This is a genomic window from Pigmentiphaga soli (assembly GCF_039541095.1).
GTDB classification, from domain to species: Bacteria; Pseudomonadota; Gammaproteobacteria; order Burkholderiales; family Burkholderiaceae_B; genus Pigmentiphaga; species Pigmentiphaga soli.
The window spans coordinates 80,941-100,329 of sequence record NZ_BAABFO010000016.1; the positions used below are offsets into that span (position 1 = coordinate 80,941).

Sequence of the window (19,389 nt, forward strand, 5' to 3'; positions counted from 1 at the left end):
CGTTGCGGGAACCCCGGAAATCCGGCCCCGGAGGGGCCGATCGGCTAGAATGGCTGCCCTCGGGAAGACGTCGAACGCCATGAACGCCCCTCTGCCTATCGCCCTCGCTTCCGCATCGACGCCGACTCGCCTGCGGGAGATTCCGTACAACTACACCTCGTTCTCCGACCGCGAGGTGGTCCAGCGCCTGCTGGGCCCGCAGGCCTGGGACATGCTGTGCGAGCTGCGCAGCGAGCGCCGCACCGGCCGCTCGGCCCGCATGCTGTACGAAGTGCTGGGCGACATCTGGGTCGTCCGCCGCAACCCCTATCTGCACGACGACCTGCTCGACAACCCGCGCCGCCGCGCGCTGCTGATCGAGGCCCTGAACCACCGCCTGCGCGAGATCGAGCGCCGCCGCGAGCCGTCCGACGCCGAGCGCGACGGCAAGGTCGGCCGCCTGCTCGACATGGCGCGCGCCGCGGTGCGCGCCTTCGAGCTGGAGTTCAGTGACACGGCCGAGCTGCGCCGCCGGGCGGTCAAGGTGCTGGGCCGCGTCACCGCGCGCGACAACATCAAGTTCGACGGCCTGTCGCGCGTCTCGCACGTGACCGACGCCACCGACTGGCGGGTGGAATACCCCTTCGTGGTGCTGACGCCCGACAACGAAGAGGAAATCGCCGCGCTGGTGCGCGGCTGTATCGAGCTGGGCCTGACCATCATCCCGCGCGGCGGCGGCACCGGCTACACCGGCGGCGCCGTGCCGCTCACGTGGAAGTCGGCCGTCATCAATACCGAGAAGCTGGAAACCATCGGCGCGGTCGAGGTGGGCGAGCTGCCGGGCGTAACCGGGCCGGTGGCCACCCTGTTCACCGGCGCCGGCGTGGTCACCAAGCGCGTGGCCGACACCGCCAGCGCGGCCGGCTACGTGTTCGCGGTCGACCCCACCTCGGCCGAGGCCTCCTGCGTGGGCGGCAACATCGCGATGAACGCGGGCGGCAAGAAGGCCGTGCTGTGGGGCACCGCGCTCGACAATCTCGCCTGGTGGCGGATGGTGGACCCGGAAGGCAACTGGCTGGAAGTGACGCGGCTGGAGCACAACCAGGGCAAGATCCACGACATCGAAACGGCCCGCTTCGAGCTGAAGTGGTTCGACGGCGGCGCCGCCCCCGGCCAGCGCCTGCTGCGCACCGAACTGCTGGAGATCCCCGGCCGCGTGTTCCGCAAGGAAGGCCTGGGCAAGGACGTGACCGACAAGTTCCTGTCGGGCCTGCCGGGCGTGCAGAAGGAAGGCACCGACGGCCTGATCACCTCGGCGCGCTGGGTGGTGCACCGCATGCCGAAGCAGACCCGTACGGTCTGTCTGGAATTCTTCGGCCAGGCGCGCGACTCGATCCCGTCCATCGTCGAGATCAAGCACTACCTCGACGGCGAGGGCCGCGCGCGCGGCGCCATCCTGGCCGGGCTGGAGCACCTGGACGAGCGCTACCTGCGCGCGGTCGGCTACGCCACCAAGAGCAAGCGCGGCGTGCTGCCCAAGATGGTGCTGATCGGCGACATCGTGGGCGACGACGAGAACGCGGTGGCCGTGGCCGCCAGCGAGGTGGTGCGCCTGGCCAACACCCGCCACGGCGAAGGCTTCGTGGCCGTCAGCGCCGAGGCCCGCAAGAAATTCTGGCTCGACCGTTCCCGCACCGCCGCCATCTCGCGCCACACCAACGCCTTCAAGATCAACGAAGACGTGGTCATCCCGCTGCCGCGGATGGGCGAATACACCGACGAGATCGAGCGCATCAACATCGAGCTGTCGACCACCAACAAGATCAAGCTGATCGACCGCCTGGCCGAGTTCTTCGACGGCGACCTGCCGCTGGGCAAGAGCGAAGACGGCGAGGCCGAGGGCCTGGCGCCCGAGGAAGTGCTGGGCGACCGCGCCGTGCAGGCGCTGGAGCTGCTGGCTGCCGTCAAGGAACGCTGGCAGTGGATCCTGCGCAGCATGGACCTGCCGCTGGCCGACACGCTGGGCGAGTTCTCGCGCATCGGCCTGGCCACGCTGCTGCCGGCGCTGCATGCCCGGCTCGACGCCGAGCCCCACGCCCGCGTGTTCGACGTGGTGCAGGACCGCACCGTGCGCGTGTCGTGGCGGGCCGAGCTGCGCGCGCCGCTGCAGCGCATCTTCGCCGGCGCCGCCTACGCGCCCATCCTGGCCAAGGCGCAGGAAATCCACGACAAGGTGCTCAAGGGCCGGGTGTTCGTGGCGCTGCACATGCACGCCGGCGACGGCAATGTGCACACCAACATCCCCGTCAACTCCGACGACTACGAGATGCTGCAGGAGGCCAACGACGCCGTGGCCCGCATCATGGGCGTGGCGCGCCGGCTCGACGGCGTGATCTCGGGCGAGCACGGCATCGGCATCACCAAGCTCGAATTCCTGTCCGAAGCCGAGATGGCGCCGTTCCGCGACTATAAAAAGCGCGTCGATCCGCACAACCGCTTCAACGCCGGCAAGCTGATGCCGGGCGGCGACCTGCGCCACGCCTACACGCCCAGTTTCAACCTGATGGGCCACGAGTCGCTGCTGATGCAGCAGAGCCACCTGGGCGCGATCTCGCACGCCATCAAGGACTGCCTGCGCTGCGGCAAGTGCAAGCCGGTGTGCGCCACCCACGTGCCGCGCGCCAACCTGCTGTATTCGCCGCGCAACAAGATCCTGGCCACTTCGCTGCTGATCGAGGCCTTCCTGTACGAGGAGCAGACCCGCCGCGGCGTCAGCATCCGCCATTGGGAAGAGTTCGAAGATGTAGGCGATCACTGCACGGTCTGCCACAAGTGCGAGAAGCCCTGCCCGGTCGACATCGACTTCGGCGACGTTTCCATGAACATGCGGGCGCTGCTGCGCCGCATGGGCAAGAAGTCGTTCAACCCCGGCACGGCGGCCGCGATGTTCTTCCTGAACGCGAAGGATCCGCGCACCATCAACGCCACCCGCAAGGCCATGGTCGACGTCGGCTACAAGGCGCAACGCATGGCGCACGATCTGCTGGCCAAGGTGGCGCGCCGCCAGACCCAGCGGCCGCCCGCCACCGTGGGCAAGCCGCCGCTGCGCGAACAGGTGGTGCATTTCGTCAACAAGAAGATGCCGGGCGGGCTGCCCAAACAGACCGCGCGCAAGCTGCTCGACATCGAAGACGCCAAGTACGTGCCCATCATCCGGCCGCCGCAAAGCGCGGCCGACGCCGAGGCGGTGTTCTACTTCCCCGGCTGCGGCTCGGAGCGCCTGTTCTCGCAGGTGGGCCTGGCAACCCAGGCCATGCTGTGGCAGGTGGGCGTGCAGACCGTGCTGCCGCCCGGCTACCTGTGCTGCGGCTACCCGCAGCGCGGCAACGGCATGGAAGACAAGGCCGAGAAAATCATCACCGACAACCGGGTGCTGTTCCACCGGATGGCCAATACGCTGAACTACCTCGATATCAAGACGGTGGTGGTCAGCTGCGGCACCTGCTACGACCAGCTGGCCGGCTACGAATTCGAGAAGATCTTCCCCGGCTGCCGGCTGATCGACATCCACGAGTACCTGCTGGAGAAGGGCGTGAAGCTGGAGGGCGTGACCGGTACCCGCTACATGTACCACGATCCCTGCCACACGCCGATGAAGCTGCAGGATCCGATGAAGACGGTGCGGGCGCTGGTGGGCGAGGGCGTGGACAAGAGCGACCGCTGCTGCGGCGAGTCGGGCACGCTGGCCGTCACCCGGCCCGACGTGTCGACCCAGGTGCGCTTCCGCAAGGAAGAGGAACTGCGCAAGGGCGCCGACAAGCTGCGGGCCGACGGCTTCGCGGGCGACGTGAAGGTGCTGACCTCCTGTCCGTCGTGCATGCAGGGCCTGAAGCGCTACAACGACGATGCCGGCCTGGATGCCGACTACATCGTGGTCGAGATCGCGCGCCACGTGCTGGGCCCGCAATGGCTGGAAGACTACGTCAGCCGCGCCAACGACGGCGGCATCGAGCGGGTGCTGGTCTAGCGATCGGCGCGATCTGCCTAAAGTTTGTCCGGCCGAGGGCGTTAACCATCCAACCGCCCCTCCCGGTCGATACCATGGATCAAGCTTCGCCTGTGCCGGTGCCGTACTCCGCGCGCCTGAACGACTTCCGCATTTCCCTGCCGATGGAGATCCGGACCCTGCTCGGGCAGATGGCCGAACAGAACGTGCTGATTTCGCTCACGGCGCCGCGCGGCATCACCTATACCACCACGATCTGGGAAGTCGACCGCCTCAAGGGCACGCTGTGCCTGGGCGTGGAGCCGTCCGGCCGCCATCTCGACCGCATCCTGGCGGCCGAGGAACTGCTGGCCGTGGGCTATCTCGACAAGGTCAAGATCCAGTTCGACGTGCACGACCTGATGCAGGTGCGCGATACCGACGGCCAGAGCGTGCTGACCTGCCGGCTGCCGCGCGAGCTGTACCGTTTCCAGCGCCGCTCGCACTTCCGCGTGCGGCCCCTGCCCACGCCGGCGCCGGTGGTGCGGCTGCGTCCCTACCCGGAAAGCCCGGCGGTCGAGCTGCGGATCATCGACGTCAGCGTCAGCGGCGTGGCCCTGCTGATGTCCGGGCGGGTGCCGCTGTCCACCGGCATGCAGGTGGCCGGGGCCGATGTGGAGCTCGACGCCGACACGCGCTTCGTCGCCAATCTCGAGGTCATGAACGTCAGCCCGCTGCGGCAGGATGTCTCCAGCAGCCGGGTGGGCTGCGAGATGAGCGGGCTGAGCGCTCCCGCGCTGCGCGCGCTGCAGCGCTTCATCAACCAGACCCAGAAGCGCCGCCGCGCAATGGCCTGGGCCGACCTGTAGCCGCGCGCCGTCCTCGGCCGCCGCGGCTTGCGCTATGCTTGGGCGATCTCGACCCGATCGGCATGCCATGAGTTCTCCGACGCCATGTCCCCTGTGCGCCCAGGCCTCCGGCGCGGCGCTCTGGCGCAACGAGGCGCTGCGCGTGATTGCCGTCGACGACCCGGACTATCCGGGTTTTACGCGGGTAGTATGGCGGCGCCACGTCGCCGAAATGACCGAGCTGGCCGAAGCCGAGCGCGACATCCTGATGCGCGCCGTGTTCGCGGTTGAGGCGGTGCAGCGCGCCGTGCTCGGGCCCGACAAGGTCAATCTGGCCTCGTTCGGCAACGTCGTGCCGCATCTGCACTGGCACGTGATTCCGCGCTGGCGCGACGACCGCCACTTCCCGGACCCGGTGTGGGCGCCCCCTCGCGTGGCGGCAGGCGCCGAAACCGCTGCCTGGCTGGAGCGCCGGGCCCGCGCCCTGCGCCTGCTGCCCGTCTACTACGACCGCCTCGGGGAAGCGCTGACTGGGCTGTGACCCTGGGTCGGGGAGCCCCCTACGCGCTGGCGCGCGCCCCCCAGGGGGCGGCACCGGCGGCACCGGCGGAGCCGGATCCGCGGTGCCCTGGATTTCTATAGCAGCTCGCAGCGTACGGTGATCGGATGCCGACGCAGCGCGGCGACGACGTCTTCTCCAACCCGCTCGCCGGTGTCGGTCAGCACATAGCCGATCGGCCCCTTGGTCTGCAGCTGCTGGCTGACGATATTGATGTTGCGTTCGGCAAACAGGCTGTTCAGCGTGGCCAGCGCGCCGGGCTCGTTGCGGTGCACGTGCAGGATGCGCGAGGCGCCGGCCGGCGCCTGATAGGGCAGTTCCGGGAAGTTGACCGCGCCCTTGGTGGTGCCGCTTTGCAGGAAGCGCACCAGCTTCTCGGCCACTTCGCGGCCGATGTTTTCCTGCGATTCGACCGTGCTGCCACCGATGTGCGGGGTAAGGATCACGTTGTTCAGCCCGATCAGCGGGCTGGCCAGCGGTTCGTCGGGGCCCTTGGGCTCGGTGGGGAAGACGTCCAGCGCGGCGCCGGCGATCTGCTTGGCGTCGAGCGCGGCGCGCAGCGCGTCGATGTCGACCACGGTGCCGCGCGAGGCGTTGATCAGGATCGCGCCGCGCTTCATCTGCGCCAGCGTCTGCGCGTTGATGATGTTCTCGGTGGCGCGGCCGCCCGGCACGTGCAGCGTGACCACGTCGGCCTCGGCCAGCATCGAGGCCAGGTCGGAATAGGGTCGGGCGTTGCCCAGCGGCAGCTTGGCTTCGATGTCGTGGAAGATGACCCGCATGCCGACCGCCTCGGCCAGCGTGCCGACCTGCGAGCCGATGTTGCCGTAGCCGATGATGCCGAGCGTCTTGCCGCGCGCCTCGAACGAGCCGGAGGCGGACTTGTCCCAATGCCCCTGGTGCACGCGCGCGTTCTTCTCGGGGATGCGGCGCAGCAGCAGGATCGCTTCGGCCAGCACCAGCTCGGCCACCGAACGGGTGTTCGAGAACGGCGCGTTGAACACCGGCACGCCGTGTTCCATGGCCGTGGCCAGGTCTACCTGGTTGGTGCCGATGCAGAAGCATCCCACCACGCCCAGCGCGGGCGCTTCGTCGAGGATGGAACGGTCGAGGTGGGAGCGCGAGCGGATCCCGACCACGTCTGCGTCGTGCACCGCGGCGCGCAGCGCGTCGGGCGGCAGCGCGGTGGCGTGGGTGACGATGTCGTGGTAGCCGGCCGCGTTGAAGACTTCGACGGCGCTGGGGTGGATGTTTTCCAGCAGAACGATTTTGGGCATGGGGGACTCCGCTGTTCCTGTTCGTATCGTATGGCCCCGGAAGCGCGGTCCTCCGGGGCGGCGGCGCGATGCCGCGGTCAAGCAGTGAGAGCGCCGGCCGGCGCTTTAGTTCTCGCCCGCCTGGCCGGCCACGCGGCTGGGCGGGAAGCGCAGCGCGAAGGTGCTGCCCTTGCCCACCTCGCTGGCGATCTCCAGCTCGGCGTCGTGCCGCATCGCCACGTGCTTGGTGATCGCCAGCCCCAGCCCGGTGCCGCCGGATTCGCGCGAGCGGCCGCGGTCGACGCGGTAGAACCGCTCCGTGAGCCGGGGCAGGTGGTGCGCCGCGATGCCGGCGCCGGTGTCGGTCACGGCGTAGCGCGCGCCGCCGTCGGGCTCGCGGCGCCATGATACGTGGATGCTCTGGCCGTCCGGCGTGTAGCGGACGGCGTTGATCAGCAGGTTGGAGATCGCCGACGCCAGTTCGGTGGGGGCGCCCAGCACGTCCAGCCCAGGATCGACGTCGCTCGACATGCGGTGGCGGCCGGCCGACAGCGCCTCGGCCTGGCTCACCGTGTTGGCGATCATCTGCGGCATGTCGACCGGCTGCGGATCGGCCGCCGGCGACGATTCGAGCGCCGACAGCGTCAGCAGGTCGGCCACGATGGCCTGCATGCGCCCGGCCTGGTCGTGCATCATCGACAGGTATTGGTGGCGCTGTTCCGGCGCGATCGCGTCTTCCGGCAGGTCGCGCAGCGTTTCCAGGAAGCCGGCCAGCACCGTCAGCGGCGTGCGCAATTCGTGCGACACGTTGGCGACGAAGTCGCGGCGGGTATTTTCCAGCCGCTCGATCTGGGTCACGTCGCGCGTCAGCAGCATGCGCTGGCGCTGGCCGTAGGCGATCAGCTGGACCATCAGCAGGCGCTCGAACGAGGCCGGGCTGCGCAGCAGCAGCGGCGCCGGCCAGTCGCCCTGGGCCGCGTAGCGGACGAATTCGGGCGTGCGCACCAGGTTCAGCAGGTTTTGCCCGCGGTCGGCCGGCAGGCGCAATCCCAGGTGCTGGCGGGCGATGCGGTTGCACCAGTCGATGTGGAATTCCTGGTCGAGCGTGACCAGGCCGTCGGGCAGCGCCTGGGCGGCCGAGAAAAAGCCCTGCACATTGCCTTCGAGCTGCGCCAGCTGGCGTTCCTGGGTGCGCAGGTGGCGGTAGAGCCGGGCCAGGGTCTCGTCCCAGATGCCGGCCGAGGCCGGCGGCGGCCGCCGCAGGTCGTGCGACCAGCGCTCCACGCGCGAGAATTGCCACAGCTGCCAGCACAGCAGCAGGCCCAGCCCGAGGCTGAACAGCGCCCAGCTGAAATGGGGGCCGGCGACCGGGCCGCCGAGGGCGGACAGACCGGCCAGCAGCAGCACGACGAGGAGGTTGCGGATCCAGACCATGGCGCGGATTGTCGCATTACCGCGAGGCCGCGGCCGGCCGGGCGGAAGGGCGGCTCAGTCGGCCTGCGCCCCGGCCACCGGGTGAGCGGTGAAGCGATAGCCGCTGCCGCGCACGGTTTCGACGTGGGCGTCGTGCCGGCTGGGCTCCAGCGCCTTGCGCAGGCGGCGGATGTGGACGTCGACCGTGCGTTCCTCGACGAATACGTGGTCGCCCCACACCTGGTCGAGCAGCTGCGAGCGCGAGAACACCCGCTCCGGGTGGGTCATGAAGAAGTGCAGCAGGCGGAATTCGGTGGGCCCGATGTTGAGCGGGACGCCGTTGCCGTTGAGGCGGTGGGTGACCGGATCGAGGGCCAGGCCGGCCACGTTGATCAGGTCGTCGGTGAGCTGGGGCGCGCGGCGGCGCAGCACGGCCTTGATGCGGGCCATCAGCTCCTTGGGCGAGAACGGTTTGGTAATGTAGTCGTCGGCGCCGGCTTCCAGGCCTTCCACCTTGTCCTGCTCCGAGCCCTTGGCGGTCAGCATGATGACCGGTACGTTCTTGGTGCGGTCTTCGCCGCGCAGCTTGCGCGCCAGCGCGACGCCGGAGGCGCCGGGCAGCATCCAGTCGAGCAGCACCAGGTCGGGCAGTTCGGCGCGGATCAGAGTTTGCGCCTGCTCCGCGTCGGCGGCCCGCAGGACTTTATGCCCGGCAAACGAAAGATTGACCGCGATCAGTTCCTGGATGGCGGGTTCGTCTTCGACGACGAGGATGGTGCTGGACATGATGGACCCGTGGGTTGCTGAAGCATGTCCATAGTATGGCGGCAATGTGTCACGTATGTGACATTGCGGTGCCACAGGCGCGGGGAGCCGGCGCCCCGATCGGCTACCATTGTCGGTTAACCCGGAAGAAACCCATGGCAGGCCTGCACAAACACACCCCCATTCCCACCCGTATCGTGGTGCACCGGCAATCGCGGGCGCTGGAAGTGGCGTTCGACGACGGCCGCAGTTTCATGCTGCCGTTCGAGCTGCTGCGGGTGTACAGCCCGTCGGCCGAGGTGCGCGGGCACGGGCCGGGGCAGGCGGTGCTGCAGACCGGCAAGAAAGACGTCGACATCGTCGGCCTGGAACCGGTGGGCAATTATGCGGTCCAGCCGGTATTTTCCGATGGCCACGCCACCGGCATCTATTCGTGGGACCTGCTGTACGAACTGGGCCGCGACGCCGACGCGCTGTGGGCCGACTACCTGGCCCGGCTCCAGGCCGCGGGCGCCTCGCGCGAAGCCGCCGCGCCCGCCGGCACGACCGAGATCCGCCGCCAATCCGGCGGCAAAGGCAAGCAATGAACGACGAACGCACGGCGCGCGGCGCCGACCCGGACGGCACCACCCATTTCGGCTTCCAGCAGGTGGCCGAAGGCGACAAGGCCCGCAAGGTGGCCGAGGTCTTTCATTCGGTGGCGTCGCGCTACGACCTGATGAACGACCTGATGTCGGCCGGGCTGCACCGCGCCTGGAAGGCCTTCACCATCGCCCGCGCCGGGGTGCGGCCGGGCATGAAGGTGCTCGACATCGCTGCCGGCACCGGCGACCTGGCGCGCGTCTTCGCGAAGCAGGCGGGCCCCACGGGGCAGGTGTGGCTGACCGACATCAACGATTCGATGCTGCGGGTGGGGCGCGACCGCCTGCTCGACGCCGGCGTGGTGATCCCCGCCGCGGTGTGCGACGCCGAGGCGCTGCCGTTCCCCGACGCCACCTTCGACCGCGTGACGGTGGCCTTCGGCCTGCGCAACATGACCCACAAGGACCGCGCGCTGGCCGAGATGGCGCGCGTGCTGCGGCCGGGCGGCAAGCTGCTGGTGCTGGAGTTCTCGCGCGTGGCCAGGCCGCTGCAGCCGGCCTACGACTGGTATTCGTTCAGGATCCTGCCCTGGCTGGGGCGCAAGGTGGCCAACGACGAGGCCAGCTACCGCTATCTGGCCGAATCGATCCGCATGCATCCCGACCAGGACACGCTGGCCGGCATGCTCGAGGCGGCAGGCCTTTCGCGCGTGCGCTATTTCAATCTGACCGCCGGCGTGGTGGCCCTCCACGAGGGAATTCGCCTGTAGATGGCCCACCCCTACGCGCTTCGCGCGCCCCTGGAGGGGCGGCGCTGGCGGACCGGCGGAGCCGGATCCGCGGCGTCCTGGATGGGCGATACGCATTGAGGTGAACTTTCTTTTCAGTCCGGAGTCAGCTACATTCAGCTTGTTGTCAGGAAAGATGTCCTGGCGACACCGACATATAGGAGAACCCCAGGATGTCTCGACGCTTTCTTTTCCGTTGCCTGGCTTCGCTGGTGCTCGCGCTGAGCGCCGGCGCGATGCTGACGGCAACGCACGACGCCGAGGCCAGGCGCCTTGGCGGCGGCGGCAGCATCGGGCGGCAGTCCGGTAATGTGACCCAGCGCCAGGCGCTGCCGCCGGCCGGCGCGCCGCGCCAGGCCCAGCAGGCCGCGCCGTCGCAATCGGCGGCGGGCGCCGCCGCGGCCGGCACGGACGCGCGCAGCGGCATGTCGCGCTGGCTCGGCCCGATCGCGGGCATCGCCGCCGGCCTCGGTCTGGCCGCGCTGCTGTCGCATCTGGGCCTGGGCGCCGCGATGGCCGAGATGCTCGGCAGCCTGCTGCTGATCGGGCTGGTGGTGTTTGCCGTGCTGTTCATCCTGCGCCGCCTGCGCGGCCAGGCGCCGCGCCCGGCCTGGCAGGGCGCCGGCCAGGGCGGCGGCTTCACGCCGCCGCCGGCGCGCGATTCGCTGGCCGCCCGCGAAGCCGCAGCGCCCGTGGCCGCCGCCCCGGCGCCGGCCGCCCCCGAGGGCGGCGTCACCCACGCGGGCATGACGCCCACCGGCAACTGGAGCATTCCCGGCGATTTCGACACTGCCAACTTCCTGCGCAACGCCAAGGCGCATTTCGTGAAGCTGCAAGGCGTGTGGGACCGCGGCAACGTCGATGAAATGCGCGATCTGGTCACCGACGATCTGCTGGCCGAACTTAGCCAGCAGATCAGCCAGCGCCAGGGCCAGAACGTGACCGAGGTGGTGCTGCTGAACGCCGAACTGCTCGGCATCGAAGGCGTTTCCGATGGCCATCTGGCAAGCGTGCGCTTCTCCGGCATGCTGCGCGAAGAGGTCGGCGCCGAAGCGTTCCGGTTCGAAGAGATCTGGAACCTGTTCAAGCCGAACGACGGCGGCTGGCTGCTGGCCGGCGTGCAGCAGGTCAATTCGCCCCAATGAGCGCCGGCGCCCGGCCCGGCAAGGCGGGCCGGTAAAGTACACTGCACGGGTCAGAATCCCGTGGAACGCCCGTCCCCGGACGGGCGTTCTTCTTTGTCATCCGCCGATTCATGTCTGCCTTGCCTTCTCCCTATGCCGCCGCAGTGCGCGCGCTGAACGCGCTGCTGGCGCGCGAACCCTGGGCGCGCGAGCGCCTGCGGCCGCACGCCGGCAAGCACGCGCGGCTGCTGTTCGGCGCCGCCCGCGTCGACCTGTGCGTGACCGCCGACGGCCAGGTCGAATGGCAGCCTGCTGCCAACGGCGCTTCCACCGAAGCGCCGCCCGCGCAGGAGTCCGCCCTCGGGCGCGGGTCCGGGGAGCCTTGCCCCGGCGCGCTGTCCGCGGCGCCGGACGTGACGCTGTCGGTGGCCACCGACAAGCTGCCGAGCCTGCTGTCGGGCGATGCCGCGCGGCGCATGAGCGCGGTGCGGATCGACGGCGACGCCGCCTTCGCGCACGCCATCGGCGACCTCGCCCGCGACCTGCGCTGGGACGCCGAGGAAGACCTGGCGCGCCTGGTGGGCGACATCCCCGCCGCGCGCCTGTCGGCCGCCGCTTCCGGCGCCTGGCGCGGCCTGCGCGAAGGCGCCTGGCGGCTGGCCGAGAACCTGGCCGAATACGCTACCGAGGAACGCGGGCTGGTGGCCGGCGGCCAGCCGCTGGCGGACTGGGGCGCCGAAGACCGCCGCCTGCGCGACGACGCCGAGCGCGCCGCCAAGCGCGCCGCCGCGCTGCACGGCCGGCTGGCGCCGCAGGACGGCGGCGGCGCCGGCCCGGAGGCCTGACCCGTGCTGACCTTCCTGCGGCTGATCCGTATCGCATTCGTGATGTACCGCTACGGCCTGGACGAACTGGCCGTATCGAGCATCCGCCAGCCCTGGACCACGCGCGTGCTGGCCGTGCTGCGTTTCGGCCGCCGGCTCGACACGCCGCGCGGCGCGCGGCTGCGGCTGGCGCTGGAAACGCTGGGGCCGATCTTCGTCAAGTTCGGCCAGGTGCTGTCCACCCGCCGCGACCTGATCCCGGCCGACATCGCCGACGAACTGGCGCGCCTGCAGGACCGCGTGCCGCCCTTCGATTCCGAACTGGCCGTCGAATGCGTGCGGCGCGGCCTGGGCCGCCATCCCGACGAACTGTTCGCCCATTTCGAGCGCCAGCCGGTGGCCTCGGCCTCGATCGCCCAGGTGCATTTCGCGGTGCTGCACGACGGCCGCGAGGTGGCCGTCAAGGTGCTGCGGCCCAATATGCTGCCGGTGATCGACAAAGACCTGCGCCTGCTCAAGGCCTTCGCCCGCCTGATCGAGCGGGTGTCGCCCGACGGCCGCCGGCTCAAGCCGCGCGAGGTGGTCGCCGAATTCGACAAATACCTGCACGACGAGCTCGACCTGCTGCGCGAGGCGGCCAACTGCAGCCAGCTGCGCCGCAATTTCTCGCCCGACGGGCCGCGCGCCGACCTGCTGATCGTGCCGGAAGTGATGTGGGACTACTGCTCGTCGTCGATCTTCACGATGGAGCGCATGCGGGGCATACCGGTCAACCACGTGGCGCGCCTGCGCGAGGCCGGGATCGACCTGAAGAAGCTGGCGCGCGACGGGGTGGAGATCTTCTTCACGCAGATGTTCGCCGACGGCTTCTTCCATGCCGACATGCACCCGGGCAATATCTACGTGTCGGACCGGCCGGAGTCGCTGGGGCGCTACATCGCGCTCGATTTCGGCATCGTCGGTTCGTTGTCGGAGTTCGACAAGAACTACCTGGCTCAGAACTTCCTGGCCTTCTTCCGCCGCGACTACCGGCAGGTGGCGCGGCTGCACATCGAGTCGGGCTGGGTGCCGCCGCACACGCGCGAGGAAGAGCTGGAGGGCGCGATCCGCGCCTGCTGCGAGCCCTACTTCGACCGTCCGCTGGCCGAGATCTCGCTCGGCCAGGTGCTGATGCGGCTGTTCCAGACCTCGCGCCGCTTCCATGTGGAGATCCAGCCGCAGCTGGTGCTGCTGCAGAAGACGCTGCTCAACATCGAAGGGCTGGGGCGCGAGCTCGACCCGTCGCTCGACCTGTGGAAGACCGCCAAGCCCTACCTGGAGCGCTGGATGAACGAGCGCATCGGCTTCGCGGCCCTGCGCAACGGCATCCGCTTCGAGTCGCAGCAGTGGGCGCAAATGCTGCCGCAGATCCCGCGGCTGATACACCACCGGCTGTCGGAGCCCGACCGCTCCGAAGCCATCCTGGGCGAGCTGCGGCGGCTGCGCGGCGCGCAGGAACAGGGCAACCGCCTGCTGGCCGCCGTCGCCGGCGTGCTGGCGGCCGCCATCGCCGTGGCGCTCTGGGCGCTAACCAGGTAAGGGTAATCCGCGCTTCCCGTCCAGGGCACCGAGGATCCGGCTCCGCCGGTCCGCCAGTGCCGCCCCTTGATGGGCGCGCGTGAGCGCATGGGGTGGGCCCATCCATGCGATACTCCCGCGGTTTGTCTTCCCGGGCCCCTTTTTCCTCCACGCGCGCCGCATCATGGTCATCTGGTTCGTCCTGCTCTATCTCGCGGTGTCGGTCGCCATCGGCATCTATGCGGCCCGCCGGGTGTCGAGCTCGGCCGACTACGCGGTGGCGGGCCGGCTGCTGCCGCTCTACATGGTGGTCACCACCACCTTCGCCACCTGGTTCGGCTCCGAAACGGTGCTGGGCGTGTCGTCGGTATTCGTCAAGGACGGCCTGTCGGGCGTGGTGGAGGATCCGTTCGGAGCCTCGCTGTGCCTGGTGCTGGTGGGCCTGTTCTTCGCCCGCCGCCTGTACCGGCACAACCTGCTCACGCTGGGCGACTACTTCCGCGAACGCTACGGCCCGTGGGTCGAGATCCTGATGAGCGTGGCCATCATCGTGTCCTACCTGGGCTGGGTGGCGGCGCAGGTCAAGGCGCTGGGGCTGGTGTTCCACATGCTCGATCCGCAGCTGTTCTCGCAGCAGCGCGGCATGCTGGTCGGCATGGCGATCGTGCTGGTGCATACCGTGTTCGGCGGCATGTGGTCGGTGGCGCTGACCGATTTCCTGCAGATGATCGTGGTGGTGGCCGGCCTGCTGGTGATCGCCGGCTTCGCCACCGACCTGGCGGGCGGCGTGGCGCCGGTGATGCACCTGGCGGCGCAGCGCAACCTGCTCGACATGGCGCCGCCGGCCAACGCGCACGACATCCTGTTCTTCGTGGCCGCGCTGGTGACCATGATGCTGGGGTCGATCCCCCAGCAGGACGTGTACCAGCGCGTGATGTCGGCCAAGGACGCCGGCACCGCGCGGCTCGGGCCGGTGATCGGCGGCATGCTCTACCTGCTGTTCGCCTTCATCCCGATGTACATCGCGCTGGCCTCGTTCGGCGTGATGCCCGACGTTGCCAACGCCCTGTTGCAGGACGACCCGCAGAAGATCCTGCCCACCTTCATCCTGGAACGGATGCCGGTGCTGGCGCAGATCCTGTTCTTCGGCGCGCTGCTGTCGGCCATCATGTCGACCGCCTCGGCCACGTTGCTGGCGCCGTCCACGATCTTCGCCGAGAACATCCTGCGCCATCTGGTGCCGCGCCGGCTGACCGACCGCGAGTCGCTGCTGTCGATGCGCGTTTCGGTTACGGTATTCGCCGGCTGCGTGGTTGCTTTTGCGCTGACCACGTCCGACAGCATTTACGAAATGGTCGCGAGCGCGTATACCGTAACCTTGGTGGGGGCCTTCGTGCCGCTGCTGATGGGCTTGTACTGGAGGCGGGCCACCACCCAGGGGGCCCTGGCATCTTCCGTGCTGGGCGTGCTGGGCTGGCTGCTGTGCAGCGTCTTCGCCGCCGAGGTTTTTCCGCCACAGCTGGCGGGCCTCCTGGGCGGATTCGCCGGCATCGCGGCCGGCTCGCTCCTGCCGCAGTTCGTCCGGGCGCGGACCCGGCCGGCCCTGCATCCCTAGCTGTTATCCTGACGGCGGGCTGTCATCGCCGGGTCACTGGCCGCGGTTATCGTTCTGCCGGTTCCGGGCTCCCGCTGCGTTCTTTAGCAAGTCATTGATTTTCCAAGTAAAAGGCTAGCCATGTTGTACCCCGAATTGTTCAAGTCCCTGGAAGCCGTGCGCTGGCAAATGGCTACGGACATCCCGTGGGACGAATTCGACGGCAGCAAGCTGACCGACGAGCAAGCCAATACCATCAAGATGAACGCCATCACGGAATGGGCGGCGCTGCCGGCCACCGAGATGTTCCTGCGCGACAATCGCGACGACAGCGATTTCAGCGCGTTCATGTCGATCTGGTTCTACGAAGAACAGAAGCATTCGCTAGTGCTGCAGGAGTACCTGCGGCGGTTCCGGCCCGAGCTGGCGCCGACCGAGGAAGAACTGCACGCGATCCGCTTCGAGTTCGATCCGGCGCCCGAGCTGGAAACCCTGATGCTGCATTTCTGCGGCGAAATCCGGCTCAACCACTGGTATCGCCGCGCATCGGAGTGGCATACCGAGCCGGTCATCAAGTTCATCTACAAGCTGATCTCGCAGGACGAGGCGCGCCATGCCGGGGCCTACCTGCGCTACATGAAGCGGGCGCTCGCCAGCCGGGGCAAGGACATCGCCGACCAGGCGCGCGCCGCGTTCTCCAAGATCGGCGTGCTGATGGCCTCGGCCCGCCGCACCTCGCAGGCGCTGCACCCCACCAATCTGCACGTCAACAAAGACATGTTCCCCAACGACACCATCCAGTCGCGGCTGCCCGAGCCGGGCTGGCTGGAGCGGTGGCTGGACGAGCAGATCAAGTTCGACAAGGAATGGGAAAGCAAGGTGGCCGACCGCATCCTGCACAACCTCTCGATCCTGCTCGACCGCAGCTTCGCCACCGCCCAAGACCTGAACCGCTACCGCCGCGAACTGGTCGGCAACGTGGTCGACGCCATGTCCGGCGCCAAGCAGTCCCCCACGCAGCGCACCGCCTGACCCAGACGAGTCCACCCAGGATGCGGCGGATCCGGCTCCGCCGGTCCGCGCGCATCGCCCCCTCGAGGGGGCGCGGCCGCAGGCCGCGTGGGGGTGGGCTTCCCTTCCGGTCCGCGCGCATCGCCCCCTGGGGGGTGCGCGAAGCGCGTAGGGGGCTCAACCCAACTTTACCGGCACGAAAATCTTCGTGTCGCCGCGCTGGATCAGCAGCGCCACCGTCTTGCCGGATTTGGACAGCAGGTCGCGCACCTGCTCGGGCGACCGCACCGGCGTGCCGTTGAGCGACAGCAGCACGTCGCCCGGCTGCACCCCGGCCTGCGCCGCCGGGCCGGCGGCCTGTTCGATCACCAGGCCCGAGGCGATGCCGGTTTCCTGCTTCTCCTCCGGCGCCAGCGGCCGCAGCGCCAATCCGAGCTTGCCGTGCTGCGCGGACTGGCCGGCATCACCCGCCTGGGCCGTTTCGTGCCCGACCGAACCCAGCGTCGCCACGATCTGGCGCTGGCTGCCGTCGCGCCACACGTCCAGCGTCACCTTGTCGCCGGGCGAAGCCAAGCTGACCACTGCCGGCAGGTCGCCGGAGGCGACCACGTCCTTGCCGTCGATCTTGCGGATCACGTCGCCGGGCTGCAGGCCGGCCTTGGCGGCCGGGCTGCCCTTCTCGACGCTGGAAACCAGCGCGCCGGAAGGCGAGTCGAGCCGGAACGAGTCGGCCAGGGCCTGGTTGACCTCCTGGATAGTGACGCCCAGGCGGGCATGCTGCACGCTGCCGTGGGCCACGATCTGGTCCTTGATGCGCGAGGCGACCTCGATCGGGATCGCGAACGACACGCCCTGGTAGCCGCCGGTCTGGCTGTAGATCTGCGAGTTGATGCCGACCACCTCGCCGCGCGAATTGAACAGCGGGCCGCCGGAATTGCCGGGGTTGACGGCGACGTCGGTCTGGATGAAGGGCACCGAGCTGTCGTTGGGCAGCGAGCGGCCCTTGGCGCTGACCACGCCGGCGGTCACGGTGTTCTCCAGGCCGTAGGGCGAGCCGATGGCGAGCACCCATTCGCCCACCTTCAGATTGGCCGAGCGGCCCAGCGTGACGACCGGCAGGTTCTTGGCGTCGATCTTGATGACCGCGATGTCGGTCTGCGGGTCGGAGCCGAGCACCTTGGCGCGGTATTCGCGGCGGTCGGTCAGCTTGACCACGACGTCGTTGGCGCCGCGCACCACGTGCGCATTGGTCAGGATGACGCCGTCCGGGCTGACGATGAAGCCGGAGCCCTCGCCGCGCATCGGCACCTCGCGCGTGGGCGCGCCCTGGAAGCCGAAGAAGAATTGCGAGAACGGGTCGTCGGAATCGGCCAGCGAGGCCTTGGTGGTGCCCGTCACGCTGATGTTGACCACCGCGGGGCCGTAGCGTTCGGTGATCTGCGAGAAGTCGGGCGGCGTGACGACGCCGACCGGCGCCGCGGCGGCGGCCGGCGCGGGGGCGCCGGCCACGGGGTCGGCATGGACGAGGGCGGTCGCGCCGACGGCGCCGATCAGCCCGGCGGCAGCAAGCGCCATGGTCAGACGGGAAGCGGAATAGGTTCGGGTGTTCATTCGAGCTCCTTTTTTGGCTTGCTCAAGGACATGCAGCAAGATTGGGGCTCGATACTTAAGTGAGGCTTAAGGTCCCCTTACGCGCTACGTGCGGAACGGTGGCCCCGGATCCGCCGCATCCCGGGTGGTGCGGCGTGGGGTGGGATGCCGGTGATTCAGTTGGGGGGCGTGGTGTTGGACGGGAAGCGCACCGTGGCGCGCAGGCCGCCCAGCGTGGATGAACGGTCGAGCAGGATGTCGGCGCCGTGGCGGGTGGCGATGGTGCGGGCGATGGCCAGGCCCAGGCCGCTGCCGCCGGCGCTGGCGCCGCTGGCGGCGCGGTAGAAGCGGTCGAAGACGCGGTCGCGCTCTTCGGGTGGGATGCCGGGGCCGCTGTCTTCGATTGTCACGCGGGGGCCGGCTGGGTCGGCTTGTACGGAGACGTCGACCTGGCCGCTTTCCGGGCTGTATTTGATGGCGTTGTCCAGCAGGTTGCGCAGCAGGATCGCCAGCGCGTCGGCGTGGCCGCGCACCCGCGCGGCGTCGCTGCGCACGACGCCGAGGTCGATCCGCCGCGCCTGTGCCAGCGGCAGCACGTCGGACAGCGCCTGGCGGACGGCGGCGTCGAGGTCGACCTCGGCGGGCGGCGCGTCGCTGCCGGCCTCCTGCCGCGCCAGCGCCAGCAACTGCTCGACCAGCGCGGCGGCGCGGGCGATGCCGGTCGCCAGGCGCTCCACTGCCTGGCGCCGCGCGGCGTCGTCGGAGGCGCGCTGCAGTGCCTGCACCTGCAGGGTGAGCGCGGTCAGCGGCGAGCGCAGTTCGTGCGCGGCGTCGCTGACGAAGCGCTGCTGCGCCGCGAAGGCCTCCCGCACCCGTCCCAGCAACAGGTTCAGCTCGTGCACCAGCGGCCGCACCTCGTCGGGCAGGCCGGCCTCGCTCACCGCGGCCAGGTCGTCGGGCCGGCGCGCGGCCAGCTGGCGGCGGGTGCGGTCCACCGGCGCCAGCGAACGGCTCACCACCCACCACACCACCAGCATCAGCAGCGGCGCGATGGCGGCGATCGGCCATACCGCGCGCAGCGCCAGCGCGCGGGCCATGCCGGTGCGCAAGGCCATGTCCTGCGCCACCTGGATCACCTGCTGCCGCGTCTGCAGAGAGAACACGCGATAGGTGGCGCCGTCCGCTTCCAGCGTGGAAAAACCCAGCACGGTGCGGTTGGGCAGGGTACGGTTGGGCGCCGAGCGGAACAGCCGGATGCCGTCGGGCGTCCAGATCTGGATCACCACGTCGCCGCTGCCGCCGCCGAACGGATCGCCCGGCGCCGTGCCGAGGATGGGATTGCCTTCGGCCAGCGACAGCGCCGTGCGCTGCAACTGGTAGTCGAACACCTCGTCGGCCTGCGCCAGCGCGCCCTGGTAGGCCACCAGCCCCTGCACCAGCGCCGCCAGGAAGATCGCCGCCAGCAGGAAGGCCAGCAACCGCGCGCGCAAAGAATGAGTCACCCGGCTCCTCATG

The 19,389-nt window shown here is 69.4% G+C and carries 15 protein-coding genes; 10 read left to right on the forward strand and 5 right to left on the reverse strand.

Annotated features, from left to right (window positions below; genetic code table 11):
• Positions 1 to 79: 79 nt before the first annotated feature.
• The 3 genes from ABD927_RS16425 (at position 80) to ABD927_RS16435 (ending at position 5,353) form a co-directional block, all read left to right on the forward strand.
• Positions 80 to 4,006 (forward strand): DUF3683 domain-containing protein, encoded by a 3,927-nt coding sequence (locus ABD927_RS16425; protein WP_345250916.1) that lies wholly within the window; start codon positions 80 to 82, stop codon positions 4,004 to 4,006.
• A gap of 74 nt (positions 4,007 to 4,080) precedes the next feature.
• Positions 4,081 to 4,833 carry a flagellar brake protein gene (locus ABD927_RS16430; RefSeq protein WP_345250917.1) on the forward strand — a complete coding sequence of 251 codons (753 nt, stop codon included), beginning with the start codon at positions 4,081 to 4,083 and terminating at the stop codon, positions 4,831 to 4,833.
• 67 nt (positions 4,834 to 4,900) lie between these two features.
• Positions 4,901 to 5,353 carry an HIT family protein gene (locus ABD927_RS16435; protein WP_345250918.1) on the forward strand — a complete coding sequence of 151 codons (453 nt, stop codon included), beginning with the start codon at positions 4,901 to 4,903 and terminating at the stop codon, positions 5,351 to 5,353.
• 95 nt (positions 5,354 to 5,448) lie between these two features.
• On the opposite strand, the gene serA is transcribed toward ABD927_RS16435, so the two are convergent.
• From serA to phoB, 3 genes are all read right to left on the reverse strand, one after another.
• Positions 5,449 to 6,648, reverse strand: a complete 1,200-nt coding sequence (serA, locus tag ABD927_RS16440) for a phosphoglycerate dehydrogenase (RefSeq protein ID WP_345250919.1) — start codon at positions 6,646 to 6,648, stop codon at positions 5,449 to 5,451.
• Between the two features lie 105 nt (positions 6,649 to 6,753).
• The gene (phoR, locus tag ABD927_RS16445) at positions 6,754 to 8,061 is read right to left on the reverse strand and encodes a phosphate regulon sensor histidine kinase PhoR (protein WP_345250920.1); all 1,308 of its coding nucleotides are present in this window, start codon (positions 8,059 to 8,061) and stop codon (positions 6,754 to 6,756) included.
• A 54-nt stretch (positions 8,062 to 8,115) separates the two neighbouring features.
• Positions 8,116 to 8,826 (reverse strand): phosphate regulon transcriptional regulator PhoB, encoded by a 711-nt coding sequence (gene phoB / locus ABD927_RS16450; protein WP_345250921.1) that lies wholly within the window; start codon positions 8,824 to 8,826, stop codon positions 8,116 to 8,118.
• A 134-nt stretch (positions 8,827 to 8,960) separates the two neighbouring features.
• On the opposite strand from phoB, the gene ABD927_RS16455 reads away from it, so the two are divergent.
• The 7 genes from ABD927_RS16455 (at position 8,961) to ABD927_RS16485 (ending at position 16,305) form a co-directional block, all read left to right on the forward strand.
• Positions 8,961 to 9,392 (forward strand): gamma-butyrobetaine hydroxylase family protein, encoded by a 432-nt coding sequence (locus ABD927_RS16455; RefSeq protein ID WP_345250922.1) that lies wholly within the window; start codon positions 8,961 to 8,963, stop codon positions 9,390 to 9,392.
• Positions 9,389 to 10,156, forward strand: a complete 768-nt coding sequence (ubiE, locus tag ABD927_RS16460) for a bifunctional demethylmenaquinone methyltransferase/2-methoxy-6-polyprenyl-1,4-benzoquinol methylase UbiE (RefSeq protein WP_345250923.1) — start codon at positions 9,389 to 9,391, stop codon at positions 10,154 to 10,156. The genes ABD927_RS16455 and ubiE overlap by 4 nt, the downstream gene beginning before the upstream one ends.
• Before the next feature lie 191 nt (positions 10,157 to 10,347).
• Positions 10,348 to 11,319, forward strand: a complete 972-nt coding sequence (locus ABD927_RS16465) for a Tim44 domain-containing protein (RefSeq protein WP_345250924.1) — start codon at positions 10,348 to 10,350, stop codon at positions 11,317 to 11,319.
• 110 nt (positions 11,320 to 11,429) lie between these two features.
• Positions 11,430 to 12,143, forward strand: coding sequence for a ubiquinone biosynthesis accessory factor UbiJ (locus ABD927_RS16470; protein WP_345250925.1), 714 nt, complete (start codon positions 11,430 to 11,432; stop codon positions 12,141 to 12,143).
• A gap of 3 nt (positions 12,144 to 12,146) precedes the next feature.
• On the forward strand, positions 12,147 to 13,700 hold the full coding sequence (gene ubiB, locus ABD927_RS16475) for a ubiquinone biosynthesis regulatory protein kinase UbiB (RefSeq protein ID WP_345250926.1): 1,554 nt from the start codon (positions 12,147 to 12,149) through the stop codon (positions 13,698 to 13,700).
• 163 nt (positions 13,701 to 13,863) lie between these two features.
• Positions 13,864 to 15,294, forward strand: coding sequence for a high affinity choline transporter 1 (locus ABD927_RS16480; RefSeq protein WP_345250927.1), 1,431 nt, complete (start codon positions 13,864 to 13,866; stop codon positions 15,292 to 15,294).
• Between the two features lie 120 nt (positions 15,295 to 15,414).
• Positions 15,415 to 16,305 carry a ferritin family protein gene (locus ABD927_RS16485; protein ID WP_345250928.1) on the forward strand — a complete coding sequence of 297 codons (891 nt, stop codon included), beginning with the start codon at positions 15,415 to 15,417 and terminating at the stop codon, positions 16,303 to 16,305.
• A gap of 156 nt (positions 16,306 to 16,461) precedes the next feature.
• Here ABD927_RS16485 and ABD927_RS16490 read toward each other — a convergent pair whose 3' ends face one another.
• Together ABD927_RS16490 and ABD927_RS16495 are read right to left on the reverse strand one after the other, a co-directional pair.
• Positions 16,462 to 17,895, reverse strand: coding sequence for a Do family serine endopeptidase (locus tag ABD927_RS16490; RefSeq protein WP_345250929.1), 1,434 nt, complete (start codon positions 17,893 to 17,895; stop codon positions 16,462 to 16,464).
• Positions 17,896 to 18,050: 155 nt separating this feature from the next.
• Positions 18,051 to 19,388, reverse strand: coding sequence for an ATP-binding protein (locus ABD927_RS16495; protein ID WP_345250930.1), 1,338 nt, complete (start codon positions 19,386 to 19,388; stop codon positions 18,051 to 18,053).
• Between the last annotated feature and the right edge of the window lies 1 nt (position 19,389).

Bases quoted from the DNA above. Each gene is read 5' to 3' on its own strand.
- ABD927_RS16425 (WP_345250916.1), top strand. From the start codon at position 80: ATGAACGCCCCTCTGCCTATCGCCCTCGCTTCCGCATCGACGCCGACT.
- phoB (WP_345250921.1), bottom strand. From the start codon at position 8,826: ATGTCCAGCACCATCCTCGTCGTCGAAGACGAACCCGCCATCCAGGAA.
- ubiE (WP_345250923.1), top strand. From the start codon at position 9,389: ATGAACGACGAACGCACGGCGCGCGGCGCCGACCCGGACGGCACCACC.
- ABD927_RS16435 (WP_345250918.1), top strand. From the start codon at position 4,901: ATGAGTTCTCCGACGCCATGTCCCCTGTGCGCCCAGGCCTCCGGCGCG.
- ABD927_RS16490 (WP_345250929.1), bottom strand. From the start codon at position 17,895: ATGAACACCCGAACCTATTCCGCTTCCCGTCTGACCATGGCGCTTGCT.
- ABD927_RS16430 (WP_345250917.1), top strand. From the start codon at position 4,081: ATGGATCAAGCTTCGCCTGTGCCGGTGCCGTACTCCGCGCGCCTGAAC.
- ABD927_RS16485 (WP_345250928.1), top strand. From the start codon at position 15,415: ATGTTGTACCCCGAATTGTTCAAGTCCCTGGAAGCCGTGCGCTGGCAA.
- ABD927_RS16465 (WP_345250924.1), top strand. From the start codon at position 10,348: ATGTCTCGACGCTTTCTTTTCCGTTGCCTGGCTTCGCTGGTGCTCGCG.
- ABD927_RS16470 (WP_345250925.1), top strand. From the start codon at position 11,430: ATGTCTGCCTTGCCTTCTCCCTATGCCGCCGCAGTGCGCGCGCTGAAC.
- ABD927_RS16495 (WP_345250930.1), bottom strand. From the start codon at position 19,388: ATGAGGAGCCGGGTGACTCATTCTTTGCGCGCGCGGTTGCTGGCCTTC.
- ABD927_RS16455 (WP_345250922.1), top strand. From the start codon at position 8,961: ATGGCAGGCCTGCACAAACACACCCCCATTCCCACCCGTATCGTGGTG.
- phoR (WP_345250920.1), bottom strand. From the start codon at position 8,061: ATGGTCTGGATCCGCAACCTCCTCGTCGTGCTGCTGCTGGCCGGTCTG.
- serA (WP_345250919.1), bottom strand. From the start codon at position 6,648: ATGCCCAAAATCGTTCTGCTGGAAAACATCCACCCCAGCGCCGTCGAA.
- ABD927_RS16480 (WP_345250927.1), top strand. From the start codon at position 13,864: ATGGTCATCTGGTTCGTCCTGCTCTATCTCGCGGTGTCGGTCGCCATC.